The sequence below is a fragment of the Dermacoccus barathri genome, from assembly GCF_015070805.1.
Lineage (GTDB): Bacteria > Actinomycetota > Actinomycetes > Actinomycetales > Dermatophilaceae > Dermacoccus > Dermacoccus abyssi.
Window position 1 is genome coordinate 211,568 of record NZ_JADCTK010000003.1, and the last position, 24,949, is coordinate 236,516.

At 69.4% G+C, this 24,949-nt stretch carries 25 protein-coding genes, 3 tRNA genes and 1 pseudogene; 14 read left to right on the plus strand and 15 right to left on the minus strand.

What is annotated here, in order from left to right:
* The first annotated feature begins 88 nt into the window (after positions 1-88).
* The 4 genes from IM689_RS06645 to IM689_RS06660 all read left to right on the plus strand — a co-directional run bounded on the left by IM689_RS06645 (position 89) and on the right by IM689_RS06660 (position 1,512).
* Positions 89-1,135, plus strand: coding sequence for a PHP domain-containing protein (locus tag IM689_RS06645; protein WP_193643391.1), 1,047 nt, complete (start codon positions 89-91; stop codon positions 1,133-1,135).
* 116 nt (positions 1,136-1,251) lie between these two features.
* A tRNA-Glu gene (locus IM689_RS06650) sits at positions 1,252-1,327 on the plus strand.
* 22 nt (positions 1,328-1,349) lie between these two features.
* A tRNA-Asp gene (locus tag IM689_RS06655) sits at positions 1,350-1,426 on the plus strand.
* A 13-nt stretch (positions 1,427-1,439) separates the two neighbouring features.
* A tRNA-Phe gene (locus IM689_RS06660) sits at positions 1,440-1,512 on the plus strand.
* Between the two features lie 160 nt (positions 1,513-1,672).
* Here the strand turns inward: IM689_RS06660 and IM689_RS06665 are convergent.
* The gene (locus tag IM689_RS06665; protein WP_193643392.1) at positions 1,673-2,983 is read right to left on the minus strand and encodes an aspartate aminotransferase family protein; all 1,311 of its coding nucleotides are present in this window, start codon (positions 2,981-2,983) and stop codon (positions 1,673-1,675) included.
* A 90-nt stretch (positions 2,984-3,073) separates the two neighbouring features.
* Positions 3,074-3,718 carry a YigZ family protein gene (locus IM689_RS06670; protein WP_193643393.1) on the minus strand — a complete coding sequence of 215 codons (645 nt, stop codon included), beginning with the start codon at positions 3,716-3,718 and terminating at the stop codon, positions 3,074-3,076.
* A gap of 58 nt (positions 3,719-3,776) precedes the next feature.
* Here IM689_RS06670 and IM689_RS06675 point away from each other — a divergent pair, with 58 nt between their 5' ends.
* On the plus strand, positions 3,777-4,382 hold the full coding sequence (locus IM689_RS06675; RefSeq protein ID WP_193643394.1) for a copper resistance CopC family protein: 606 nt from the start codon (positions 3,777-3,779) through the stop codon (positions 4,380-4,382).
* 222 nt (positions 4,383-4,604) lie between these two features.
* Positions 4,605-4,808 (plus strand): DUF3073 domain-containing protein, encoded by a 204-nt coding sequence (locus tag IM689_RS06680; RefSeq protein ID WP_047312377.1) that lies wholly within the window; start codon positions 4,605-4,607, stop codon positions 4,806-4,808.
* Between the two features lie 158 nt (positions 4,809-4,966).
* Here IM689_RS06680 and purM read toward each other — a convergent pair whose 3' ends face one another.
* The 3 genes from purM to IM689_RS06695 form a co-directional block, all read right to left on the minus strand.
* Positions 4,967-6,079, minus strand: a complete 1,113-nt coding sequence (gene purM / locus IM689_RS06685; protein ID WP_193643395.1) for a phosphoribosylformylglycinamidine cyclo-ligase — start codon at positions 6,077-6,079, stop codon at positions 4,967-4,969.
* Positions 6,080-6,113: 34 nt separating this feature from the next.
* The gene (gene purF / locus IM689_RS06690) at positions 6,114-7,709 is read right to left on the minus strand and encodes an amidophosphoribosyltransferase (protein WP_118913416.1); all 1,596 of its coding nucleotides are present in this window, start codon (positions 7,707-7,709) and stop codon (positions 6,114-6,116) included.
* 91 nt (positions 7,710-7,800) lie between these two features.
* A complete protein-coding gene (locus IM689_RS06695; RefSeq protein WP_193643396.1) occupies positions 7,801-8,094 on the minus strand; it encodes a hypothetical protein in 294 nt (97 codons plus the stop codon).
* A gap of 146 nt (positions 8,095-8,240) precedes the next feature.
* Between IM689_RS06695 and IM689_RS06700 the strand changes: the two genes are divergently transcribed.
* Positions 8,241-11,033, plus strand: a complete 2,793-nt coding sequence (locus tag IM689_RS06700; RefSeq protein WP_193643397.1) for a sunset domain-containing protein — start codon at positions 8,241-8,243, stop codon at positions 11,031-11,033.
* Positions 11,034-11,135: 102 nt separating this feature from the next.
* Here IM689_RS06700 and IM689_RS06705 read toward each other — a convergent pair whose 3' ends face one another.
* Positions 11,136-11,507, minus strand: a complete 372-nt coding sequence (locus IM689_RS06705) for a sterol carrier family protein (RefSeq protein WP_193643398.1) — start codon at positions 11,505-11,507, stop codon at positions 11,136-11,138.
* Positions 11,508-11,638: 131 nt separating this feature from the next.
* Here IM689_RS06705 and IM689_RS06710 point away from each other — a divergent pair, with 131 nt between their 5' ends.
* The 3 genes from IM689_RS06710 to IM689_RS06720 are packed head-to-tail and all read left to right on the plus strand — an operon-like array spanning position 11,639 to position 14,070.
* Positions 11,639-12,499, plus strand: coding sequence for a spermidine synthase (locus tag IM689_RS06710; RefSeq protein WP_193643399.1), 861 nt, complete (start codon positions 11,639-11,641; stop codon positions 12,497-12,499).
* A gap of 31 nt (positions 12,500-12,530) precedes the next feature.
* Positions 12,531-13,400 carry an Fpg/Nei family DNA glycosylase gene (locus tag IM689_RS06715; protein ID WP_193643400.1) on the plus strand — a complete coding sequence of 290 codons (870 nt, stop codon included), beginning with the start codon at positions 12,531-12,533 and terminating at the stop codon, positions 13,398-13,400.
* A complete protein-coding gene (locus IM689_RS06720) occupies positions 13,393-14,070 on the plus strand; it encodes a hypothetical protein (RefSeq protein ID WP_193643401.1) in 678 nt (225 codons plus the stop codon). Before IM689_RS06715 ends, IM689_RS06720 begins: the two co-directional genes overlap by 8 nt.
* 21 nt (positions 14,071-14,091) lie before the next feature.
* On the opposite strand, the gene IM689_RS06725 is transcribed toward IM689_RS06720, so the two are convergent.
* A complete protein-coding gene (locus IM689_RS06725; RefSeq protein WP_193643402.1) occupies positions 14,092-15,507 on the minus strand; it encodes an FAD-binding oxidoreductase in 1,416 nt (471 codons plus the stop codon).
* Between the two features lie 179 nt (positions 15,508-15,686).
* On the opposite strand from IM689_RS06725, the gene IM689_RS06730 reads away from it, so the two are divergent.
* A complete protein-coding gene (locus IM689_RS06730) occupies positions 15,687-16,037 on the plus strand; it encodes a hypothetical protein (protein ID WP_193643403.1) in 351 nt (116 codons plus the stop codon).
* A 78-nt stretch (positions 16,038-16,115) separates the two neighbouring features.
* Here IM689_RS06730 and purL read toward each other — a convergent pair whose 3' ends face one another.
* Genes purL through purS form a run of 3 tightly spaced genes read right to left on the minus strand, consistent with a single transcriptional unit; the run spans position 16,116 to position 19,412 of the window.
* Positions 16,116-18,464 carry a phosphoribosylformylglycinamidine synthase subunit PurL gene (gene purL, locus IM689_RS06735; protein WP_227484576.1) on the minus strand — a complete coding sequence of 783 codons (2,349 nt, stop codon included), beginning with the start codon at positions 18,462-18,464 and terminating at the stop codon, positions 16,116-16,118.
* Positions 18,465-18,480: 16 nt separating this feature from the next.
* Positions 18,481-19,152 (minus strand): phosphoribosylformylglycinamidine synthase subunit PurQ, encoded by a 672-nt coding sequence (gene purQ, locus IM689_RS06740; RefSeq protein WP_193643404.1) that lies wholly within the window; start codon positions 19,150-19,152, stop codon positions 18,481-18,483.
* Positions 19,149-19,412 carry a phosphoribosylformylglycinamidine synthase subunit PurS gene (gene purS / locus IM689_RS06745; RefSeq protein WP_047312388.1) on the minus strand — a complete coding sequence of 88 codons (264 nt, stop codon included), beginning with the start codon at positions 19,410-19,412 and terminating at the stop codon, positions 19,149-19,151. The genes purQ and purS overlap by 4 nt, the downstream gene beginning before the upstream one ends.
* A gap of 227 nt (positions 19,413-19,639) precedes the next feature.
* Here purS and IM689_RS06750 point away from each other — a divergent pair, with 227 nt between their 5' ends.
* Complete coding sequence (locus IM689_RS06750; RefSeq protein WP_193643405.1) at positions 19,640-19,810, plus strand: hypothetical protein; 171 nt, start codon at positions 19,640-19,642, stop codon at positions 19,808-19,810.
* 49 nt (positions 19,811-19,859) lie between these two features.
* Entirely contained in the window at positions 19,860-20,429 is a 570-nt protein-coding gene (locus IM689_RS06755) for a hypothetical protein (RefSeq protein WP_193643406.1), read from the plus strand.
* A 66-nt stretch (positions 20,430-20,495) separates the two neighbouring features.
* Here the strand turns inward: IM689_RS06755 and IM689_RS06760 are convergent, their stop codons facing one another.
* The 3 genes from IM689_RS06760 to IM689_RS06770 form a co-directional block, all read right to left on the minus strand.
* Positions 20,496-21,389 carry a phosphoribosylaminoimidazolesuccinocarboxamide synthase gene (locus IM689_RS06760; protein WP_193643407.1) on the minus strand — a complete coding sequence of 298 codons (894 nt, stop codon included), beginning with the start codon at positions 21,387-21,389 and terminating at the stop codon, positions 20,496-20,498.
* Between the two features lie 49 nt (positions 21,390-21,438).
* Complete coding sequence (gene purD, locus IM689_RS06765; protein WP_193643408.1) at positions 21,439-22,725, minus strand: phosphoribosylamine--glycine ligase; 1,287 nt, start codon at positions 22,723-22,725, stop codon at positions 21,439-21,441.
* A gap of 182 nt (positions 22,726-22,907) precedes the next feature.
* A complete protein-coding gene (locus IM689_RS06770) occupies positions 22,908-23,765 on the minus strand; it encodes an RCC1 domain-containing protein (RefSeq protein WP_193643409.1) in 858 nt (285 codons plus the stop codon).
* Between the two features lie 215 nt (positions 23,766-23,980).
* On the opposite strand from IM689_RS06770, the pseudogene IM689_RS14660 reads away from it, so the two are divergent.
* Positions 23,981-24,112, plus strand: a pseudogene (locus IM689_RS14660) (leucine zipper domain-containing protein); the annotation flags it as partial.
* Positions 24,113-24,224: 112 nt separating this feature from the next.
* Here IM689_RS14660 and IM689_RS06780 read toward each other — a convergent pair.
* On the minus strand, positions 24,225-24,518 hold the full coding sequence (locus IM689_RS06780; RefSeq protein WP_047312394.1) for an addiction module antidote protein: 294 nt from the start codon (positions 24,516-24,518) through the stop codon (positions 24,225-24,227).
* Positions 24,511-24,825, minus strand: a complete 315-nt coding sequence (locus IM689_RS06785; protein WP_193643410.1) for a type II toxin-antitoxin system RelE/ParE family toxin — start codon at positions 24,823-24,825, stop codon at positions 24,511-24,513. The genes IM689_RS06780 and IM689_RS06785 overlap by 8 nt, the downstream gene beginning before the upstream one ends.
* Between the last annotated feature and the right edge of the window lie 124 nt (positions 24,826-24,949).

Here is a 24,949-nt window from a genome sequence, read left to right on the forward strand (position 1 = left end):
CCCATTGTGCCTGCCCGAGCGTGAGTGGCCCGTCCGCGCCGAGGCAGACGACCCGGCGGGGGCTTGCACCCCACGTAGGCTCACTCGCATGGACACCGTGCCCACCCCCCGTGAGGCGCTCGATCGCATCGCCTTCCTCCTCGAGCGCCGACGCGCCGGAACGTACCGCGTCAAGGCCTTCCGAGGGGCTTCACGCGCCCTCGCGAAGCTGTCGGACGACGAGGTGCGCGCCCGACACGCCGCGGGCACGCTCGGCGACGTTTCCGGTATCGGCAAGACGACGCTCGCCGTCATCACGCAGACACTCGACGGCGAGACGCCCGAGTACCTCGCCACCTTGGAGGAGTCGAGCCCGGAGTTCCTCGTCGAGGGCGGGCAGGACGTTATGAAGGCCGTGCGGGGCGATTGCCACAGCCACTCCGACTGGAGTGACGGTGGCTCCCCCATCGACGAGATGGTCATGGCCGCCATCGGCCTCGGACGCGAGTACCTCGTGCTCACCGACCACTCGCCCTCGCTGCGCGTCGCGAACGGCCTGTCGGCCGAACGCCTCACGAAGCAGCTCGGCGTCATCGAAGCCCTCAACGACGCTGTGGCCTCCACCGGAACCGACTTCGAACTGCTCAAGGGCATCGAGGTGGACATCAAGGACGACGGCAGCCTCGACCAGAGCGACGAGATACTCGCCAAGCTCGACGTCCGTGTCGCGTCCGTGCACTCCAAGCTGCGCTCCGGCCCGGCAGCCATGACGAAGCGGATGCTCGGGGCGATCGAGAACCCCGCGACGACGATCCTCGGGCACTGCACGGGCCGCCTCGTCGAGGGTGAGCGCGGCACGAGGCCGCCGTCGACGTTCGATTCGAAGGCGGTCTTTGCGGCGTGCGCCGAGCACCGTGTCGCCGTCGAGATCAACGCGCGCCCCGAGCGCTGTGACCCGCCGGACGACCTCATCCGTGAGGCTCTCGACGCCGGGTGCTACTTCTCGCTCGACTCCGACGCCCACGCCCCCGGCCAGCTCGACTTCCTCGCCTACGGCGCCGAACGCATCGAGCGGCTCGACGTACCCCTTGAACGGGTCATCACGACGTGGCCGGCCGACCGCGTCCGGGCGTTCGCTCGCAAGGAGATTCCCTGAGATTCCGGGCAGATCGGGCCGTTTTGCAATGCCCCCGAGACGTGTACTAAAGTTACGCAAGTTCGAGCGGCGCCGAGAGGTGAAGATCGCAAAGCAAAGCTCGATGATTTGCGCATGTCCCCATCGTCTAGCGGCCTAGGACACTGCCCTTTCACGGCAGCGGCACGGGTTCGAATCCCGTTGGGGATACCAGCACAAATCGGCCTTATTCCAAGGCCCCGTAGCGCAGTTGGTTAGCGCGCCGCCCTGTCACGGCGGAGGTCGCGGGTTCGAGTCCCGTCGGGGTCGCCATCCCTTTCCCAAGGGCCAGATAGCTCAGTTGGTAGAGCGAGCGACTGAAAATCGCTAGGTCGGCGGTTCGACCCCGTCTCTGGCCACGCTCCACCGAGGAAGCCCCCGAGTTCACACTCGGGGGCTTCTCCGTTTCCCCAAGGTCTTGCCCGACGACCTCTCCACGCTCGACGCTCCCCGGGACGACGAACTGCGCCGCCCCGCACCCCGAAGGGCACGAGACGGCGCAGAACCGTCGAGCGAGCGTCAGCCCAGCGAGCCGAGCGCCTCGTCGAGAATCGAAAGCGCCGTCGAGATCTCGTCGTCGCTCACGGTGCACGGCGGCACGATGTGCAGGCGGTTGCCCGCGGCGATGACGAGCAGGCCGTTCTTCTTCGCAGCGGCAGCCACCGTGGCGACAGCCTCCGTGGCGGGTTTCTTCGTCTCCGCGTCCTCGACGAGCTCCAGGGCCCAGAAGACGCCGACGCCGCGCGCGTCACCGACGATGCCGTGAGTCTCGGCGAGCTTTGCCAGCCCCGGGCCGAGCACGTCCTCGCCGATGCGGCGGGCGTTGTCGACGATGCCCTCGTCCTTCATCGTGGCGATCGTCTCGACGCCGGCAGCGCAGGCGAGCGGGTGACCGGAGTACGTCAGGCCGCCCGGGTAGGCGCGCTCGTCGAAGTGTCCGGCAATGGCGTCGCTGATGACGACGCCGCCGAGCGGCACGTAACCGGAGTTGACGCCCTTGGCGAACGTGATGAGGTCGGGCACGACGTCGGCGTGCTGGTGGCCGAACCACTTTCCGGTACGGCCGAAGCCGGCCATGACCTCGTCGGCGATGAAGACGATGCCGTAGCGGTCACAGATCTCGCGAACGCCCTCGAGGTAGCCGGCCGGCGGCGGAATGATGCCCGCCGAACCGATGACGGGCTCGAGCACGAGGGCCGCGAACGCGTCGGGAGATTCCATCTGGATGGTGCGCTCGAGGTGGGCGAGGGCGCGCTCGCACTCCTGCTCGGGGCTCTCGGCGAAGAACTCGCTGCGGTAGAGGAACGGGCCGAAGAAGTGCACGACCTCGCTCGCGCCCTTGTCGTTGGCGAAGCGGCGCTGCTCACCGGTGAGGTGGATCGACTGCGCCGTCGCCCCGTGGTAGCTGCGGTAGGCAGAAAGCAGCTTGCGCCGACCGGTGGACTCACGGGCCATGCGCACGGCGTGCTCGTTGGCCTCGGTGCCACCGTTGGTGAAGAAAACCTTGTTGAGGTTGTCGGGCAGCAGGTCGGAGATCATCGACGCGAGCTGCGAACGACGGTCGTTGGCGTTGCTCGGGCCAATGGTGCACAGCGTGGCCGCCTGCTCCTGGATCGCCTCGACCACGCGCGGATGCTGGTGGCCGATGTTCGTGAAGACGAGTTGGCCGGTGAAGTCGAGGTACTCGTTGCCGTCGCCGTCCCACAGGCGCGTCCCCTGCGCGCGCGTGACGACCATCGGGTCGAGGGATCCCTGCGCGGACCACGAGTGGAACACGTGCGCGCGGTCGAGATCGTACGTTTCTTGGGTGCTCAGCTTGGGCGTGCTCATGCCTTCACCTTCCCCCACGCCGACGCCAGGCGCCACCCTCGTCTCACCTGCACTTCCCTCGGGTGTCCGCGCGGGCGGGCGGACCGCTGGTCAGCCCTTCGCCGCCCAGGTCTGCCCGACCCGCTCGAACGACGCCTCGCCGGACGTGAGTTCCGCCAAAGCCGCGTCGGCGCGCCCCAGCGCATCCGACGGTGCAGCGACCTCCAGGCCGGCGCACCCGGCCGCCGCGTGCGTGGCGTAGTCGACGTCGGCGACGACGAAACCCGCCGCGCGCAGCGCGTTCTCCACGCGCCCGACGTCCGCGAGAGTCACCTGGCAGGTCAGTCGCACCTGCCGCTCGTAGTGGACGAGATGCGCCTCGTCGAGCGCCGCCCGCACGGCGTCGGAGTAGGCCTTGACGAGGCCGCCCGTGCCGAGCAACGTGCCGCCGAACCACCGGGTGACGACGGCGACGACGTCCGTCAGGTCGGCGCCGGTGAGCACGTCGAGCATCGGGGTACCTGCCGTGCCGGAGGGCTCACCGTCGTCGTTGGAGCGCCGAATGTCGGCGGCCGGCCCGAGCACGAACGCGCTGCAGTGGTGGCGGGCGTCCCAGTGCTCCTTGCGAGCCCTCTCGACGACGGCACGAGCCTCGTCCTCGCTCGCCACCGGCACGAGGTCGCACAGGAAACGTGACCTCTTGGCCTCGATCTCGGCCTGCACGGCGCGGGCGATCGTCGTGTAGCGCTCCACCATGACACGCAACACTAGGCCCGGAAGCCCATACTCTGCGCCGCCGCGCCACAATGGGGGCATGACCGCACGTACCTCTCGCGCCCTCATCCCCGGCGCCGCAGCGCTCATCGCTCTCGCGAGCGCCCCCGCCGCGTCCGCGCACGACTCCCTCACGGGTGCTCAGCCGGCCGCCGGCACCACCGTCACGTCGGCTCCGCAGCGGCTGACACTGACGTTCAGTGCGCCCGTGCTCGACGTGGGCAGCCAGATCGCCGTCAAGGGGCCGGACGGCAAGACCAAGCAGGGGACGCCGAAGGCGGACGGTCAGCGCGTGACGGTGCCGTTCGAGCCGACCGGCAACGGCACGTACGCCGTGACGTGGCGGGTCACCTCCTCCGACGGTCACCCCATCAGCGGTTCGTACTCGTTCACGCTCAAGGGCGCGGCGAACTCCTCGACGTCGACGGGCACCTCCAACGGCTCCGAGGCGCCGGGCACCCTCAAGCCCGTCGACCCCAGCTCCCCCGCGTCCTCGTCGACGGTGAAGGGCCCGTCGACCCCGACCACGGACGAGCCCGGCGACAACATGCCCCTGTTCGTCATCGGAGGCACCGTGGCGGCTGCTGCGGCGGTCGCGGGAACGTTCCTCGTCATGCGCAAGCGCACCAAGGACGACCCCCGCTGACCCACCGGCGCGTTCGCGCAGGGCGAACCACCGCGTCAGCGCCGGGCTGACGCGGTCAGAGCGCGTCCTAGACGGGCGACCCGATGGGCGTTCCGGCCCTGTTCTGAGGTAGCGTTACCCCCACGACAGAAACTTAGGATCCCCAGGGCCCTCCTCCTGAGGTCGATGCCGCGTGCATGGACCGATGGGGGCCGCCCTGGCAAACACAGAGGGGGTCTCGCCATGGGGCGCGGCCGGGCCAAAGCCAAGCAGACCAAGGTTGCTCGCGAGCTCAAGTACTCGACTCCGGACACCGACCTGAGGGCGCTGGAGCGTGAACTGCGCGCTTCGCGCAGCACGTCGGACGCTCGAGACTCGTCGGCTGACCGAGTGAACGACGGCGACGAGTACGACGAGTACGACACGTGGGCGTCGGGCGACCGTTGAGCGTCCACCTCTCGTAGCTCAACCCGCATCTGAGTTGATGTGAACGAATGCCTCCCACCCTTCGGGGTCGGAGGCATTCGTCATGCCCTCGTCACGTCCGACGCCGTCCGCTTTCGCCCCTCGGTGGAAGCGGCAGGTCGGCGTCGGCCGCGACAAGCTCAGGCGTAGTCGCCGACGATCTGACAGGCGCCCGCGTCGACGCCCTTGGCGCCGGAGACCACCTCGGCTTCGGCGGCGTCGAGGCGATCGGTGGCGACGATCTCGCCCATGCGCCACGCCGGCAGGTTCATCTCTTCACAGACCTCGACGGCCGTGGCGGCCTGCTCCGCGGGCAGCACGGCCACGAAGCCGACACCCATGTTGAGCGTGCGCTCGAGGTCGCTCTGCGGCACGTTGCCGACGCGCTGGACGACGTCGAAGACCGCGGGCGGCGTCCACGTAGCACGCTCGATGCGTGCACCCATGCCCTTGGGCAGGACGCGCGCCACGTTGGCCGCGAGCCCACCGCCCGTGACGTGGGAGAGGGCGTGGATGTCGACGCCGTCCGTGCGGATGAGGCGCAGGAGGTCGGCGGCGTACACGCGCGTCGGTTCGAGCAGCTCCTCCCCCAGCGTGCGGCCGAACTCCTCGACGTTCTTGTTGTAGCCCCAACCGGCGCTGGAGAAGACCTTGCGCACGAGCGAGTACCCGTTGGAGTGGATGCCGCTCGAGGCGAGGCCCAGAACGACGTCACCCTCACGCACGGACTCGGGCAGGATGAGGTCCTTCTTGTCGACGACGCCGGTGGCGGCGCCCGCGACGTCGTACTCGTCCTCGGCGAGCAGGCCCGGGTGTTCGGCCGTCTCGCCGCCGATGAGAGCGACATTGGCCTGGCGGCACGCGGCAGCGATGCCGGAGACGATCGCGGCGATGCGTTCGGGAACGACCTTGCCGGTGGCGATGTAGTCGGTCATGTAGAGCGGTTCCGCGCCGCACACGACGATGTCGTCGACGACCATGCCGACGAGGTCGAACCCGATCGTGTCGTGCTTGTCGAGTGCCTGCGCGATGGCCACCTTCGTGCCCACACCGTCGGTCGACGTCGCGAGGATCGGGTGCATCATTCCGCCGAGCACCGAGGCGTCGAACAGCCCGGCGAACCCGCCCAGGCCGCCGAGGACCTCGGGGCGCTGCGCACGCTTGACCGACTCCTTCATGAGCTCGACGGCCTTGTCACCGGCTTCGACGTCCACACCGGCTCCGGCGTAGGTGATGGCCTCGTTCTGCGTCATGTGTCGTTCGTCCTTCGTGGGGGCGTGTCGGCGGTCAGTGCGAGATGCGGGACGGGTCGACCGCGCCGCCACCGGCCAGCGGCGAGACGCCGTCGGGGTTGGTGCGGGCGAGGTCGGCCGTGCCGACGTCGGTGGGGTCGGCCCCGGCGAACTCGACGGGAAGCTGCAGTTCCAGCAGGTTCTTGCCGAGGCGGTCGGACGACGGCAGCTCGACCGGGTATTCGCCGGTGAAGCACGCGGAGCACAGGTTCTCCGGCTCCTGCTGGGTGGCCGCCATCATGCCCTCGGGGCTGATGTAGCCGAGGGAGTCGGCACCGATCGACGTGCAGATCTCCTCGACGTTGGCACCGTTCGCGATGAGCTCGGCACGCGTGGCGAAGTCGATGCCGTAGAAGCAGGGCCAGCGCACGGGCGGGCTGGAGATGCGCACGTGCACCTCCAGGGCACCGGCTTCGCGCAGCATCCGCACGAGCGCACGCTGGGTGTTGCCGCGCACGATCGAGTCGTCGACGACGACGAGGCGCTTGCCCTTGATGATCGGCTTGAGCGGGTTGAGCTTGAGGCGGATGCCGAGCTGACGGATCGTCTGGCTCGGCGCGATGAAGGTGCGCCCGACGTAGGCGTTCTTCACGAGGCCCATGCCGTAGGGGATGCCGGATTCCTCGGCGTAGCCGATGGCCGCCGGCGTGCCGGATTCGGGCGTCGGCATGACCATGTCGGCGTCCACGGGGAACTCGCGGGCCAGCTGACGGCCCATCTCGACGCGGCTCTCGTAGACCTCACGACCGCTGATCGTCGTGTCGGGGCGGGCGAGGTAGACGTACTCGAAGACGCAGCCCTTCGGCTCGGGCTTGGCGAACATCGTCGAACGCAGGCCGTCGGAGTCGATGGCGATCATCTCGCCGGGGTTGACCTCGCGCACGAAGCTGGCGCCCACGATGTCGAGCGCGGCCGTCTCGCTCGCGACGACCCAGCCGCGGTCGAGGCGACCGATGACGAGCGGGCGGATGCCCTGGGGGTCGCGCGCGGCGTACAGCGTGTTCTCGTCGATGAAGGTGAAGCAGAACGCACCACGCAGCTGCGGGAGCACCTTGAGCGCGGTCTCCTCGAGGGAGAGTTCGGGGTGCGAGCCGAGCAGCGTCGTCACGAGGGCCGTGTCGGTGGTGTTGCCGCGACGCAGTTCGCCCTGGGTGTTGCCCAGCTCGCCGTGGATGTCCTCGAGCGTCTCGCGCAGTTCGGCGGAGTTGATGAGGTTGCCGTTGTGCGCGAGCGCGACCGTGCCCTTGGCCGTGTCACCGAGCGTCGGCTGGGCGTTCTCCCACGTCGAACCGCCGGTCGTCGAATACCGGCAGTGACCGATGGCGAGGTGGCCCTTGAGGGAGGCGAGGTTCGTCTCGTCGAATACCTGGGAGACGAGGCCCATGTCCTTGTAGACGAGGATGCTTCGCCCGTCGCTCGTGGCGATGCCCGCGGACTCCTGCCCGCGGTGCTGCAGGGCGTACAGCCCGTAGTAGGTCAGCTTCGCGACGTCCTCGCCGGGGGCCCAGACGCCGAAGACGCCACAAGCGTCCTGCGGCCCCTTCTCGCCGGGGAGGAGATCGTGCGTGAGTTTTCCGTCACCGCGTGTCACCGCGTCATTGTTTCACGCGCCGGCTATCCGGTGCGGACGAGCGTCTGAGACGGCGGTCTCAGGCCTTCGGAGGTTCGGGGCGCCGTTGCCGTCAGCGCTGGGCGCGCTTGTCGGCGAGGGCGAAGCCGACCCCACCGAGGAGGGCGCCGATGCCACCGAAGAGGAGGGCGAAGTAACCGAGGGTGGAACCCTCCGTGTAGTTGCCGCCCTCACCGCCGGCAATGGCGATGACGAGACCGACGACGACACCCAGCACAAGGCCCGTGAGGACGAACGGCAGGATGCGCGGCGAACGGCTCACCCGTGCGAGCGGGATACCGTCCTCGCCCTGCACCGGACGCTGGTCGGCGACGGCGGCGGGCTTCTTCGCGTTGCGTGATCTCACGATGCCAACGGTAGCAACGCGGCGCACGGGCGCTGCAGCCGCGTCACGCCCAGGAAACGGCTGCGCCGAGGAGCCAGCCACGCGAAGTGACCCGGCGGTAAGGTGCCGGTAGGTATGTCATTGCTCAATCATCGATGGGACGAACCATGAAGTGGCTGATCCTCCTCGTCGTGCTCCTCGCCTTGGCGGGTATCGCATGGCTGCTGATGCGCGACCCGAAGAAGGGTGGCTCTGTCGGCATCCACGGCGTGAGCGGCAAGAACAAGATCGGCTCCGAGGAGGAGCCGGAGACCCTCGAGGCAACGGACGGGGAGTCCGACGAGATCGAGACGGCCGGTTCGAAGGCCGAGCAGGACGCCGACAGGGCCGAGCCTGCGAAGGCCGAGGTCGACGAGATCTCCGGCAAGGACGCGAAGAAGCAGGACGGCAAGGGCAAGACCGCCGCCGCGGCTGGCGCTGTCGGTGCCGCGGGTGCGGCTGCTGCCGCCTCCTCGAAGGACGACGACACTTCCGGCTCCGACGACTGGGACGCCGCTCCGGCCCCGGTGGCCAACACCGAGAAGAACGACGAGGCGCAGGCGGCCGGCGACGACTGGGACGCAGCCCCGCCCGCCGTCGACGACTCGGCAAAGGCTGCCGAGAAGGAAACCGCAAAGACGGACGAGGCTCCGGCCGCCTCGTCGGGCGACGACTGGGACGCCGAGCCCCCGGCCGTGGACGACGCGTCCGCGAAGACCGCGAGCAAGCCCGCCGAGACCGAAGCCGCTCCGGCTGCGTCCTCCGGCGACGACTGGGACGCTGCTCCCCCGGCTCTCGACGACTCGTCGGCTGCCGAGCCGAAGTCCGAGAGCAAGGCCGAGGCTGCTCCTGCCGCCGCTTCGTCGGGCGACGACTGGGATGCCGAGCCCCCGGCCCTCGACGACTCGGCCGCTGTCGAAGCCAAGAGCGAGGACAAGCCCGCGGAGACGCAGGCTTCCTCGGAGGCGGCTACCGACACGGATCCCACTGTCGCGCCTGCCGCCGCCGCGAGCTCGGGTGGCGACGACTGGGCCACCGAGCCGCCGGCTCTCGAGGACCTCGACAGCGCTCCGGCCGCGCCGGCGAACGACGAGAAGGCTGCGACGAAGCCCGCCGAGCCGAGTGACGCAGAGGCTCCGAAGGCCGAGACCAGTGAGGCCCCGGAGTCGTCAGAGGCGAACGAGAAGCCGGCTGCCGCTGCGCCGGCCAGCTCGAGCGGCGACGACTGGGCCACCGAGCCCCCCGCTCTGGAGGACCTCGACAGCGCTCCCGCTGCGTCGTCCGCCGAGACCTCGACGCAGTCGACGAGCGAAGCACCGTCCGAGTCGGCTGAGTCCGACTCGAAGGCTCCCGCTGAGGAGGCCACAGCGGAGGAGACGAAGCCCGCTTCGAGCGACGAGTCCGACGCTGAGGAAACGACCGAGAAGTCCGAGGGCGAGAAGAGCAGCGTCGCGCCGGCTGCGGCTGCTGCGACGGCCACGGCGGCCACTGCCGCCGCTGCGAGCTCCGGTGGTTCGGGTGGGGACGACTGGAACACCGAGCCCCCGGCCCTGGCCGACCTCGACAACGCTCCCGCGGCGCAGTCCGAGCCGGCCGAGTCGCCCGCTGAGGCGTCGGAGCAGCCGTCGAGCGACGCGGCGTCGGATGACACGGAAGCTGCCTCCCCGGAGACGTCCTCGCAGGGCGCGGCAGCCGACGACACCGCCGCGGGCGACGCAGCTGCCAACGCCTCCACGGATGCCGTCGAGGACGAGGCTCCCGCATCGGACGCTGCAGGTGCACCGGATGCTGCGGCGTCCGAGAGTGAGTCCGAGGACTCGACCGAGTCTGCGTCTTCGAGCTCCGATTCCGCATCGGCTCCGGCCGCTGCGGCAGCACCCGCGAGCTCGGGTGGCGACGACTGGGGCACCGAGCCCCTGCCGCTCGACCAGCTCGACAGCGCCCCGGCTCAGAACGCGGAGACGCCCGACGCGCCCGCCTCCGAGAGCACCGAGGCCGCGGCTGAGTCGAGCCAGAGCGACGCAGCTTCGGTCGACGCCGACACGTCGTCCGAAACCGAGCCGGAGCAGGTTTCCGCGGCTGACACCGAGGCCGCTTCCGAGACCCCCGCCGATGACGCCGATGCTTCGTCCGAGAAGGACGAGCGAGGCGCCTCGGGCGCGGCTGTCGCTGCGGCCGGTGTGAGTGGCGGCGCTGCGGCAGCGGCCGCCGTCGCAGCCGGACGCACGCACGACTCCGACGCGGCAACCGAGGCTGCTGACACGACGTCGTCGGACGAAGCGCAGGCCGCGAATGGCGGCGACGCGTCCGGATCGTCGGAGGTCGACACGTCGGCTGCCGAGTCGGCCGAGGCCCGCGACGCGGCTGACGCCGGTGCCACCGGGGAGCCGTCGGCCGACGACGTCGAGCTCGAGCGTGAGGACGACGAGCTCGCCGCCTCCGACAATGCCGTCGTCGAGGACAGCGGTGTTGCCCCGAAGACGCCGGAGGACGCGGCCCCCGCCAAGATCGGCGAGGTCCAGGAGACGAGCAGCGACGAGTTCTCCGCCTCCGCCGACGTCTCGGACGACTCGCAGAGCCGCTCCGCGAGCGCCACCGACGAGGCTTCGTCGTCGCAGTCGGAGTCCGACGAGCAGACGCTCGTGGCCGGCACGGACGAGGGTGACTCGAACGACGGCGAGCCCGACCACGCGAGCTCGGCGGGCCAGCAGGACGGCCCGTTCGGCCCGGGTTCGGCCGAGCCGAACGAGGACGGCTCCGCGCCGTCGCCCGAGTTCACGATCAAGGGCAACGCCGACTCGATGCTGTTCCACACGCCCGACAGCCCGGGTTACGAGCAGACAGAGGCCGAGGTGTGGTTCACGAGCGAGGACGCCGCGAAGGCTGCGATGTTCCGCCACTGGGACGCCTCGAAGCGCTGACCCGACGCACGAACGACGCCGCCCGTCCCCTGCTGGGGGCGGGCGGCGTCGTCATGTGGCGCAGTAGCCGCGCGCGGAAGCGGTGAACGGGGCGTCGGACGGTCAGATGACCGGCACGATCGGCAGGTAGGCAGAAACATTCGCGCGCTGACCGGAGACGCGCAGCTTCCCGCCTGCGGCAGCCTCGGCCCACGTGAGGCGACCGGTCGCGAGGCGTAGCCACGTCGCCGCGTCGGTCTCGGTGACGTTCGGCGGGGTGCCTCGCGTGTGCACCGGGCCCGCGACGCACTGCACAGCCCCGAACGGCGGAACACGCACTTCGACCGTGCGCCCGGGTGCCTGGATGCCCAGCTCCTCGAGCGTGTAGCGCACGGCGGTCGCGGTGACGGGTCGCGTCGCGGCCTCGGGGTCGAGCGCCCACGTGAGGACGGCCTCGCGGCCCGCAGCGGGGTCGATACGTCGACGAGGTGGCATGGCGTTGATCCTAGAACGGTGTCCACCCGGCCCCTCCGACAGACCCGCCACGGGTAGCGCGGGCAGGCTTGCGCTGCGCCAGACCTCGACGCAGGACGAGGCAAGCGAGCCCACCGACCTAGAGTTGGGGCATGGCCCGCCGTCGCTCCTCCCCCGACCCCGCGCCGTCCGCACCGACGAACGATCGCTTCGAGTTCCTGCGCGACGATCGCGGCGGCGTGACGGTGATGCGCGACGGCCATCCCCAGTCGCACGTCGACCCGGACGACCCGACCTCCATCGAGTTCGAGTACGTCCAACACTTCGCGATGCTCGTCGACGCTCTCGCGCCGCCGGCTCCCGCACCGCTCGGGGTCACCCACGTCGGCGGCGCCGGGCTCACCCTGGCGCGCTACGTCGAAGCCACGCGCCCCGGCTCACCGCAGATCGTGCTCGAACCCGACACCCAACTCACCGAGGCCGTGCGCCGTGAGCTGCCTCTTCCACGCAGCCACCGCATCCGTGTGCGCGGCGTCGACGGCGCAGCCGGCGTGCGCGATCTTAAGGACGAGTCGGCGGACGTCATCGTCCTCGACGCGTTTGCGGACGGGCGTGTGCCCGCGGAGCTCGTCTCCCCCGCGTTCGCCGACGACGTGGCGCGAGTGCTCAAGCCGAGCGGTGTGCTGCTCGCGAACCTGTCCGACGAGCCGGGCTTCGCCTGGACCGGCCGAGCCGCGGCAACCTTCGTCGAGCGGCTCCCCCACGCCGTCGTCGTCGGGGCCCAGGAAGTGCTCAAGGGCCGTCGGTTCGGCAATGTCGTTCTCGCTGCGACACGGACGGAATCGTCCCTCGACGTCGCGACGATTCGACGAAGCGCGGCTCGTGCCATGTTCCCGACGGGAGTCCGCGCGGGCGCTGAGCTCACCTCACTCTTCCGCGGTGCGCCAGCTTTCACGACAGATGCCGAACGATCCCCCGTCCCACCCGAACTCGGCGCGTGGCGGGTGCGATGACGCGCCTCGCTCGCTCACGAAAGGTCATCTGATGCCCGAAGGCCACGTCACCCACCGAATCGCCGGCATTCTCAACGACCAGTTCTCCGGACGTGTCGTTGAATCCTCTTCCCCGCAGGGAAGATTTAGCGACAGTGCTGCTCGCATCGACGGGCGCGTCTTCGACGCGGCCGAGGCGTGGGGCAAGCACATGTTCGTCGGGTTCGAGGGCATGGACGAGCGCGTCAACATCCATCTCGGCTTGCTCGGCAAGTTCTTCTTCACCGAAGGAATCGAACCGGCCGACGTGCCGGCGACGGGCGCCATCCGGTGGCGGCTCGGTGTCTCCGCAACGGACGATGATCCGCGCGGCAGCGTCGTCATGGATCTGCGGGGGCCCAACGTCTGCGAGCTGCGCACGCCCGAAGAGGTCGACACGATCACGTCGAAGCTCGGCGCGGATCCCCTGCGCGGTGACGCCGACCCCGAACGTGCCTGGGCTCGAGTGCGACGCACGAACACGCCCGTCGCGGCGCTCCTCATGGATCAGAAGGTGTTTCCCGGCGTCGGCAACATCTACCGAGCCGAGGTGCTGTTCCGTCACGGCATCGACCCGAAGATGCCCGGCACGTTCCTACGGCGCGAGGAGTTCGACGCGATCTGGGCCGACCTCGTCGCCCTCATGCCACTCGGTGTGCGTGACGGTCGAATCGACACCGTGCGACCCGAGCACACGCCGGAGGCGATGGGGCGCGAGCCGCGCGTCGACAAGCACGGAGGCGAGGTCTACGTCTACCGCCGGGCCGGTCAACCGTGTTTGGTGTGCGGCACACCCGTTGCGCTCGAGGAGTTCGCGGGTCGCAACCTGTTCTGGTGCCCGTCGTGCCAGCCGCGCCATCGTCGGCGCCGCGCCAATGCGTGAACTCGCATCACGAATCCCGCTGCCTCGTCACCGCGCCGCGGATCTCCAGCGCTACCGCGGCCGGCTCGCGTCGTTCGCCACGACGAGTGGTGAGCGCTTCGTCGCCTCGTGTTGGGACGAATCACCGTTCGGCTCGTGGTGCGGCCTGCTCGTCGCGGAGGCCGACGGCTGCCGAACCCTCTACGTGGAGAGCGAGATCCTCGCCGACGACGTGCGGCTGCTCCACGACATCGACAACGTCGTCCTTGCTGACGTCCGCATCGCGCAGGCGGGGCAGGAATGGGCCGTCGAGGTCGATCCCGTCGAGGGGCCACCGCTGTCACGTCTCACCCTCACGCTGGGTAGCCCGACGCGCCGCGGGGCCGTCATCTCACGCCTCCCGTCATCCGTGACCGAGACGCGCGGGTTCGCCTGGTTCACCGAGATCATGCTGCGCGTCCTGTCGCTCGGTGTGCCGAGCTTTCGCGCGGTGTACGCCGTCGGACGCCTACGCGACGGCCGCCGCGAGCACCACTGTGCGCGCGGCGAGCGCGTCATCACGGCCGTCTCCGGCACCTACACAGGACGGCCACTCGGCAACCTGACGGACCTCACCGCGTGCGGCTTCGGCTTCAGTGACCCGCCGAGACGTCCTGCCGTCGGAGAGATGACCGCGCTGCGCCAGCGGTGACCCCCGGCACGCGGCTTGCCGTCAGGCCGAGAAGACCTTGCCCGGGTTGAAGATGCCCTTCGGGTCGAGTGCGCGCTTGATCGCGCGCTGCATGTCGATGACGACACCCGTCTGCTCCTGCTCGAGCCCCGGCATCTTGAGCAGGCCGACGCCGTGCTCGCCGGTGACGGTGCCACCGACGGCAAGGGCGGCGTCGATGATCTCGGCGAACGCCGCTTGGGCGCGTTCGCGGGCGGCGTCATCGCCGGGCTCGGTGATGAGCAGCGGGTGGAGGTTGCCATCGCCGGCGTGCGCGATGTTGGCGATGACGGTGTCGTGCTTCGCGGCGATCTCCTCGATGCGCGAGAGCATGCCGGGCACCTCGGCCTTGGGCACGCAGACGTCTTCGGTGAGGGTGTCGCCGAGGCGTTCGAGCGCCGGGTAGGCCAGGCGGCGCGCCGCGAAGAACGTCTCCGCTTCCTCCTCGCTCGTCGAGCGGGCGGCGAAACTCGCTCCGGCGGAGGTGAACACGTCGACCATGCGGGTGGCCTCCTGCTCGCCGACGGCGCCCGGGTCGTCGATGCGGCCGAGCAGAACGGCAGCGCCGCCCCTACCCTCGCTCTTGCCCTCGAGGTGCTCGGAGCACATGTCGAGCAGGCCCATGTTCTTCCAGTCGTCCACAGCCTTGAGGCACACCTGGTCGACGAGTTCGAGTGCGGAGGGAGCGATTCCGGCGTCCGCGACGCCCTGGACGGCGACACCGGCAGAGACGACGTCCGGGAAGAACCCGACGACCGTCGTCTCGGGTGCGCGGGCCGCGCGCAGCTTGACGGTGATCTCGGTGATGATGCCGAGTGTTCCCTCGCTGCCGACCATGAGGCCGACGAGGTCGTAGCCGACGACGCCCTTCGCCGTTCGCCGTCCCACGCGCACGAGTTCGCCTGTACCGGTGACGACTTCGAGGGCGAGGACGTAGTCGCGTGTGACGCCGTACTTGACGCAGCACAGGCCGCCGGCGTTGGTGGCGCAGTTGCCGCCGATCGTCGACCACGGCGCGGAGGCCGGGTCCGGCGGGTACCACAGGCCCTGCTCGCCCGCAGCGGCGCGCAGGTGGTCGTTGACGACGCCGGGCTGCACGACCGCCAGGCGCTCCGTCGCGTTGATCTCGACGATGCGGTTCATCTTCTCGAGGCTGACGACGACGCAGCCGTCGAGCGCGTTCGCCCCACCGGACAGGCCCGTTCCGGCGCCCCGCGGCACGACGGCGACATCGTGCTGGAGGCAGGCCCGCACGACCTGCTGAACCTGCTCGGACGTCGTCGGTCGCACGACGGCGGCGGGGGTGCCGAACGGCGCCCACTCGGCCTCGTCATGGGCGTAGGACGCGATGACGTCAGTGTCGGTCACGAGGACGTCGGCGGGCAGAACTTCACGCAGGGCTTCGACGATCGCAGGCATGGTCCGACCATACTCGTCGGCAGCAGCCCATCGACAGAGCGCCCACCGCGGATCGGGACGAGATCCGACGCTCGCACGGTCCGGTGGAACCACATGGCCGATTGGTGCGTCTCGCCCTCAGCGTGGCCACAGAACCTGCCCCGCAACGCTTTCAGATCGCCGATGAAGGAATGAGACCGATGACGACGTCACCGAACGCACCCTCCCGGACCACGCCGAACCTCAATGCCGTCCCCAACGCGTTCTGGGTCGGTCTGGCCATCGGTCTGCTCGGTTTCGGCGTCAAACTCAGTCAGACCTCAACGCAAACTCACAACGGCGAGGTCACCTCGTGCTCGTCCGTCGATCTGACCGGTTTCTTCGTTGCGATCGCTCTCGGTGTCTGCGCCTGGGTGACGTGGTCTCCGACCGTCCAGCGCCTTGCGGACAAGCCGCCGGTGGCGCTGCGCGCGGGCTTGGTTGCCATCCTGCTCGCCCTGGCCGCCGTCCACCTGCTGCGCGGCTTCGGGCTGATCCTCTCCCCCTGCTGATCGTGTGACGCTCCCACCGCGCACAACGAAGCGGCGGGCCGGTTCCGAAGAACCGGCCCGCCGCTTTCGTTCGGTCGATCAGCCGAAGACCTTGCGCAGCGGCGCCTGGTGCGTCTCGGCGAGCTCGGCCACCGGCACGGAGAACAGGTCGCCGACGGCGAGCGCTCCCCCGCCCGTTTCGCCGATCTTCGTCGCGGGCACGCCGTGCCCACCGGCCATGGCCTCGAAGGCCTCGACGTGCTCGGGCGCAACAGCGACGAGTGCACGTCCGGCCGACTCGGAGAACAGCGAGACGAACGCGTTGCCCTGCTCGAACTCGATGGACGCACCCACACCGTGACGCACCGCACCCTCAGCCAGTGCGACCGCGAGGCCACCGGACGAGAGGTCGTGCGCCGAGGCGAACAGGCCGTCACGCGCACCGTCGATGAGGACGGTGGCGAGTGCCTTCTCGTTGTCGAGGTGAATCTGCGGCGGCGTGCCACCGAGGTGGCCGTGCACGACGCCCGCCCATTCGGAGCCGTTCAGCTCGTCGCGCGTCTCGCCTAGGACGTAGAGCGCGAGGCCAGCGTCCTTCCATGCCGACGGCGTGCGCTTGCTGACGTCGTCCATGACGCCGAGCACAGCGACGACTGGGGTCGGGTGGATGGCCACGTCACCGGTCTGGTTGTAGAACGACACGTTGCCGCCGGTCACCGGCGTACCGAACGAGCGGCACGCCTCGATGATGCCGTCGACCGCCTGGCTGAACTGCCACATGACACCCGCGTCCTCCGGCGAACCGAAGTTGAGGCAGTCGGAGACGGCGAGCGGCGTCGCACCCGTGGCCGCGACGTTGCGGTACGCCTCGGCGACGGCGTGCTGGGAGCCGATGAACGGGTCGAGCTTCGTGAAGCGTCCGTTGCAGTCGGTGGAAACGGCGACGCCCAGGCCGGTGGCTTCGTCGACGCGCACGACGCCCGCGTCGTCCGGCATCGCGAGCGCGGTGTTGCCCATGACGTAGCGGTCGTACTGGTCGGTGATCCACGACTTGTCGGCGATGTTCGGCGAACCGAGCACAGCGAGCAGCTGCTCGCGCAGCTCGTGACCCGACGACGGGCGCGTCAGCAGTGACGCGGAGTCGGACTGCAGTGCGTCGAGGTAGTCAGGGCGCGCGAGCGGACGCTCGTAGACGGGGCCGTCGTGAGCAACAGAACGCGGCGGAACGTCGACGACGACCTCGCCGTGCCACGTGATGACGAGGTGCTCGCCGTCCGTGACCTCGCCGAGAACGGTGGCCTCGACGTCCCACTTGTTCGCGATCGCCATGAACTCGTCGAGCTTCTCCGGCTCGACGACGGCCATCATGCGCTCCTGCGACTCGGACATGAGGATCTCCTCGGCCCGAAGGGAGCTGTCGCGCAGCGGAACACGGTCGAGCTCGATGCGCATGCCGCCGTCACCGGCCGAGGCCAGCTCGGAGGTCGCACACGAGAGGCCCGCGCCACCGAGATCCTGGATGCCCTCGACGACGCCCGCGGCGTACAGGTCGAGGCAGCACTCGATGAGCACCTTCTCGGCGAACGGGTCGCCGACCTGAACGGCCGGACGCTTGGCCGGGCCCTCGGCGTCGAACGTCTCCGAGGCGAGAACAGAGACGCCTCCGATACCGTCGCCGCCCGTCTTGGCGCCGAACAGGATGACCTTGTTGCCCTTGCCCGCAGCCTTCGCGAGGTGCAGGTCCTCGTGACGCAGCTTGCCGACGCACAGGGCGTTGACGAGCGGGTTGCCCTGGTAGCAGTCGTCGAAGACGACCTCGCCGCCGATGTTCGGCAGGCCGAGGCAGTTGCCGTACCCGCCGATGCCGGCGACGACGCCGGGCAGCACGCGGGCGGTGTCGGGGTGGTCGAGGGCGCCGAAGCGCAGCGGGTCCATGACGGCGATCGGGCGCGCGCCCATGGCCATGATGTCGCGCACGATGCCGCCGACGCCGGTGGCCGCGCCCTGGTAGGGCTCGATGTAGCTCGGGTGGTTGTGCGACTCCACCTTGAAGGTGACGGCCCAGCCCTGGCCGATGTCGATGACGCCGGCGTTCTCACCGATGCCGGCGAGCTGCTTGCCGCGCGGGGTCTCGCTCGGCAGGTCGCCGAAGCGGCGCAGGTGCACCTTCGAGCTCTTGTAGGAGCAGTGCTCGCTCCACATCACGGAGTACATGGCCAGTTCGGCGCTTGTCGGGCGGCGGCCGAGGATCTCGCGGATGCGGGCGTACTCGTCCTCCTTGAGGCCGAGTTCCGCCCACGGCTGCTCGACGTCGGGCGAGGCCTCGGCCTTCGTCACCGTGTCGAGGCCGTCGGTCTTGGGAGCAGCGATGATCTGGTTGCTGTCGGTGTGGTGTTCGCGGGCGCCGGCTTCGTGGCCGGGCTCGGGCGTCATGCTCAGGTCACTCATGTGTTCTCGTATCCCCTCAGACGTTCGCGAGCGCCTTGATCGCGCTCGTGAAGAACGCCAGGCCGTCGGTCGAGGGGCCGAAGCCCTTCTCGACGCAGTGTTCCGGGTGCGGCATGAGGCCGACGACGTTGCCACGCTCGTTCGTCACGCCGGCGATGTCGCGGTAGGAGCCGTTCGGGTTGCCGTGCAGGTAGCGGAAGACGACGCGCCCCTCGCCCTCGAGTTCGTCGAGGGTCTTGGCGTCGGCGACGAAGCAGCCCTCGCCGTTCTTGAGCGCGATGGTGATCTCCGCGCCCTGCTCGAAGTCGTTCGTCCACGCGGTGGAGGCGTTCTCGACGCGAAGCACCTGGTCGGTGCAGAAGAACTTCTGTTGCTCGTTGCGGATGAGCGCGCCGGGCAGGAGGTGGGACTCGCACAGGATCTGGAAGCCGTTGCAGATGCCGAGCACCGGCATGCCGCCCTGCGCGGCGGGCACGAGCTTCTCCATGACCGGCGCGAAGCGCGCGATGGCGCCGCAGCGCAGGTAGTCGCCGTAGCTGAATCCGCCGGGGACGACGACTGCGTCGACGCCCTTGAGGTCAGCGTCGCCGTGCCACAGGTCGACCGGGTCTCCGCCTGCGAGACGGACGGCGCGCTTGGCGTCGTGGTCGTCGAGCGAACCGGGGAAGGTGATGACGCCGATCTTCATCGGGCGTCCTCGTCGGCCAGGTCGTGGACGCTGATGACGTCCTCGATGACCGGGTTCGACAGGAGCTTGTCGGCGGCGTCGCGCGCCGCGGCGAGGTGGGCTTCGGTGACGTCACCCTCGACCTCGAGGACGAAGCGCTTGCCCTGGCGCACGTCGGTGAACTGCTCGAAACCGAGGCGCGGGAGCGCACCGGCGACGGCCTGACCCTGGGGGTCGAGGATCTCGGACTTCAGCATGACGTCGACGACGACGTGGCCCATGGGTTAACTCCTGCAGGTTTTCTTTGACACCGGCGTGGGCGTCGTTGGCTGGCTGAGGCGAACCTTTTGCCCTTCCGAGTGTACGGGGGCGGCAGCCTCCGCCCGACGGCGAGATCGGGCTCGCTGTCCCACCGACGAGCCAGTTCTGCGACGTCGAGCGAGCCTGCCAGAGGCCGGTTGCCCGTCCTCCGCCGGGCCGGCGTTGCCTCCACGCTCGCGCTCGGGGCATGTGGCCCCGAACAAACCTCCGCCGGTGGGGGCGCATCCGAGTCGAAGACCTCGAGCTCTACGGCGAGCGAGTCCTCCACGTCGAGCGACAACAGTTCGTCCGACAGCCCATCCTCGTCGGCAAGCCCGTCGTCGGAAGGCACCTCCTCAAGCGGTTCCGCGGCAAGTGAGAACTCCGGGCCCACGGGCGCCCGTCCGGACGCCCCCGAGACGATCAAGGTGCCGAGCAGCGAGGTCCTCAAGAGCGCGAAGGTCGTCATGGCCGGCGGGTACAAGGCATCGAAGGACTCCGGCTACGCCAAGCTTTACAGCGTCTGGAAGGTGGACGGCACGGGGCCGGGCGAGGCGACGATCCAGTACGAGCTCCTCGACTCCGCGGGCAAGGTTCTCGAAACCACCGAGGACAAGATCAACGTCGGCTCGGGCACCGGAATGACGAAGGTCTCGAACAAGATCAGCAAAGCCCCCGCCGGCGCGAAGAAGGTCCGCATGAAGATCACCAAGGTGACCGAGGACGAGAACTCCCACGACATCTCGGTGCGCAACGTCAAGGTGACGAAGGACGGCCACGAGGGCCGTTGGCCGCTCATCACGGGCACGTTCAAGGCGCCCGAGGACATCGGCCCGGTCGGTTTCAGCGCCGTGTGCCACGACTCCACCGGTCGCGTCGTGGTCGGCAACGGCCTACCCACCGTCACCGGCGCCAAGAGCGGCGACTTCCGAGTCAAGCTCGGCGCGGCACCGGAGCACTGGGAACCCAGCAGCGGCTTCGTCGGACAGACGGGCTGAGCGCAGCAGACACACGAAGCGCGGGCGACCCGGTGGAGGGCGCCCGCGCTTCGTGCGTCCCGGGGCTCAGGCGAAGATGCGACCCGTGAGGTTCTCGTACGCCTCGACGTACTTGGCGCGGGTGGCCTCGACGACGTCGGCCGGCAGCGCCGGCGGCTCCTCGCCACTCGCCTTGTCCCAGCCCGATGCGTCGGAGGTGAGCCAGTCGCGTACGAACTGCTTGTCGAAGCTGTTCTGTGCGCGGCCAGGCTGCCAGTCGTCGGCCGGCCAGAAGCGGGACGAGTCGGGCGTGAGCAGTTCGTCCGCGAGCACGAGCGTGCCGTCGGCGCGAACCCCGAACTCCACCTTCGTGTCGGCGATGAGGATGCCGCGCTCGGACGCGATCTCGTTGCCGCGCTGCAGGATCCGGACGGTGAGGTCCCGAATCTCCTCGGCTCGCTCGGCACCGATGAGATCGACGGCCTCGTCATACGTCATGGGCTCGTCGTGCTCCCCCAGCTCGGCCTTCGACGTCGGCGTGAAGACCGGCTCGTCCAGCTTCGACGCTTCCTCGAGCCCCGCGGGCAGCGCGACCCCGCACACCGAACCCGTCTCGCGGTACTCGGCCAGCCCGCCACCGGTGAGGTAGGCGCGGGCGATCGCCTCGAGCGGCACCATGTCGAGACGCTCGACGAGCACCGCGCGCCCGGCGACTGCCTCCGGCACGTCCGTGGAGATGACGTGGTTGGGCACGAGGTCCGCCATCTGCTCGAACCACCACAGCGACAGCTGCGTCAGCACCGCGCCCTTGTCCGGAATCGGCGTCGACAGGACGTAGTCGAACGCCGAGATGCGGTCGCTCGCGACGAGCAGCACCTGGTCGTCGCGCGGGTTGCCCGCGTCGTCGAGCGGCGCGTAGAGGTCACGCACCTTGCCCGAGTAGACGTGCGCGTAACCCGGCAGGTTCGGGGCGTCGGTCATGGACTCTCCTTGGAGCGGTGCGGGTTCGTCGAGGGTGTGGGCGTGAGGCTCAGACGGTGATCTCGCCGCGCAGGGCCTTGAGTGCGATGTCGCTGCGGTGGTGCGAGCCGGGCAGGTCGATCTTCTCGACGCCCGCGTAGGCCACCTCGCGGGCCTCGCCCAGGTCGGCGCCGAGGGCGACGACGGAGAGCACGCGGCCCCCCGAGGAGACGAGCGTGCCGTCGTCGCCGGCCTTCGTGCCCGCGTGCAGGACGTAGGCGCCGCCACCGGCGCGCGAGCCGTCGCCATCGACGTCCTCGAGCCCGCTGATGGGGTCGCCGGTCTTGGGCTGAGCCGGGTACCCGTCGCTCGCGACGACGACGGTGACCGCGGCCTCGTTGCGCCACTGCAGCGCCGGGAAGTCGACCAGTTCACCGCGTGCGGCCGCGCGCAGTAGTTGGCCGAGCGGGGTGACGAGCCGCGCGAGCACGACCTGCGTCTCCGGGTCACCGAAGCGCGCGTTGAACTCGACGACCTTCGGACCCTTCGACGTCAGCGCGAGGCCCACGTAGAGCACACCCGCGAACGGGGTGCCGCGCTGCGCCATCTCGCCGATCGTCGGCTGCGCGACGGAGCGCACGATCTCGTCGACGAGATCGTGCGGCGCCCACTCGAGGGGCGAGTAGGCGCCCATGCCACCGGTGTTCGGGCCGGCGTCGTCGTCGCCGACGCGCTTGAAATCCTGCGCTGGCTGCAGGGGAACAACACTCGTGCCGTCGGTGATGCAGAAGAGGGAGACCTCCGGGCCGTCGAGGTACTCCTCGATGACGACGGTCGCGCCCGCGTCGAGGCAGGCCTTCGCGTGGGCAAGCGCCTCGTCACGCTCGTCAGTGACGACGACGCCCTTGCCGGCAGCGAGCCCGTCGTCCTTGACGACGTGCGGGGCGCCGAACGCGTCGAGCGCTGCAGCGACGGCATCCAGATCGGTGCAGGTGTGAGCCCCCGCAGTGGGGACGTTCGCGGCGTTCATGACGTCCTTGGCGAACGACTTCGAACCTTCGAGGCGAGCGGCCTCGGCGGAGGGGCCGAACGTGTCGATTCCTGCAGCCCGCACCGCGTCAGCGACGCCCGCGACGAGCGGCGCCTCGGGCCCGATGACGACGAGGTCGGCCCCGACCTCCTGCGCGAGCGCCGCGACGGCGTCGCCGTCGTTCGCATCGACCGGTCGGCAGTCAGCGATCTGCGCGATTCCGGGGTTTCCCGGCGCTGCGAGGACGGCTTCGACCTGCGGGTCTGCGGCCAGACCCCTGACGATCGCGTGCTCGCGCGCGCCCGTACCGACGACGAGTGTCTTCATGCGCCCAACCCTACCGGCGCTGCCCGCGACCGAACGGGGCGTAGGTGGGCCCGCAGAGCGCGCGGGCGTCCGTGCGACGAACATCGCAGGGCTCGTTGTCAAGATCGCAACACCTGAGCCTGCGGGAAAGGTACACGGCGTCTTGTTCCGACGCACGGTTCGCCGTCTGAGCGCGCATTGGATCAGAGCAAGTGCGGCCAGCTCCCGACGTTGCCCTGACCATGCTCGTCGCTGCCCGTCGCGAGCACGACCCCGTCCGCTCGGAGCCCGAGGGTATGACGGGCGCCCGCGGCCACGGCGATGACATCCCGCCAATCCTGGACATCGCACTGGCCGTGGCTATTCGAACCGGCGGCCAAGACTCGCCCCGAGCCGGTGAGCCCCACGCTGTGGTGACTGCCTGCGGACACCTGGACGACGTTTCGCCACGTCAGGACGATGTCGACTCCGCTGCTTCTCGCCCCAACAGCCAACGAGCTTCCGTCGACCGTGCACGCAAGCGTGTGGAGGTAGCCCGCCGAGACCCCGACCACATCCCGCCAACCGACCACGTCCAACTGCCCCGCTCGATTGTTCCCTGCAGCAAGAACCGTTCCGGCGGTCGTCACTCCGACGGAGTGCCAATCACCGCAGGTCACAGCCGTGACCCCACACCATTCATTGACGGCCGCCTGGCCCTCCGTGCTTCGGCCGGTCGCAACGACAGTCCCGTCCTGACAGACGCCCAACGTGAAGCGCCACCCGGCAGCAACAGTTCGAATACTGTTCCACGACCTGACATCACACTGACCGTTCCCGTTCCAACCGACGGCGAGAACAGTGCCGTCAGACTTCAGACCCACGGTGTGAGACTTGCCGGTGTTGGTGAACGCGTGCACGTTCCCCGCCGCTACGGCCACGATGTCGCTCCACCCGCCCACGGCCCCTTCGCCGGCGGAATCACCCCCGGACGCGACCACCGTGCCGTCACTGCACAAACCCACAGAGTGGCGACACCCGGCAGCGAGGTGGTTCGCGAGGGAGACAGAATGGCCCGGCATGGTCCCAGTCTGCTGCGCCTAGCTGTGAAGACCAGGAACGTTGGTTCGGTCTCTGAGAAGCGGCGACGCAGGATGATCTGATCGGGTGACAAACGAAGGCCTCGCTAGGTGCCATTGGAGTGTCTGGTTCCCACACCACGCCGGGAGGCCTTCAGTGCCCACGCTGCCCGCTCCAACACCGCTCTCACAGTCCGTACCCGCTTGTGTCTGGCCCGATGATCATCGGACGGGTGGCACTCGCGCCGCGGAACGCTTGTGATGTGTCGTGGAGAACCGCCGCGAAATGGGCGATCCGTTACACGAGTGAAGGCGGTGACGGCCTACAGGATCGCTCCAGCCGTCCACCTCGCCAGCCTCGTTGGACTCGCACCCTCGAGCCGGGACGTGAGGCGTCGAGTGAGGCCAGCGCCGCCATGAAGACACCTGAAGGGCCCTGCTACGCGGCGAAGCACGCGTGGGTCAGGCGACAGCCTCGAACGACAGGCGAAGCCCGAGCGCCTCGCTCACCTTCAGCACAGTCGTCCAGGTGGGGTTGCCCTGGTCGGACAGGGCCTTGTACAAGCCGTCGCGGCTCATGCCGACCCGGCGGGCGAGTTCGCTCATGTTGCCCGACCGGGCGATGACCCCCAGAGCGCGGGGCACCGCGGTCGGGTCCTCGTGAGACTCCTCGAGGGCGATTTGCAGGTAGCCGGCTACGTCCTCGATGTTCTCGAGGTAGCTCGCGGCGTCGAATCGGGTGTAGGTCTCAGTCATCGTGCCCCTCCTGCGTGTTCCAAGCGCTGGCCAGTTGCCGCGCCTTGGCGATGTCCTCGGTCTGGGTGGACTTGTCCCCGCCGCACAGCAGCAGGACCACCTGCTGACCTCGGCGCGTCAGGTAGATCCGGTATCCGGGGCCGAAGGTGAGACGCAGCTCCAGGACGCCGCCACCGACCGGTTTCGCATCGCCGAGGTTGCCGGCGCTCAGACGATCGAGACGGGCCAAGATCCGCAGACGGCCTTGCCTGTCCTTCAGCCGACGCAGCCAACGATCGAAGTCCTGGGTGGTGAGAACCTCGAACATGTGTCGATTATAGTCGACAGAGGGGATTCGGGCCAGAGCTCTCCAAGAGGTCCGCTCCGCGGCAGGAGTGGGCGCGAAGGTCGGTCGTGCGCCGCGTGAGTACTTGCTTGCACAGGGCTGACGT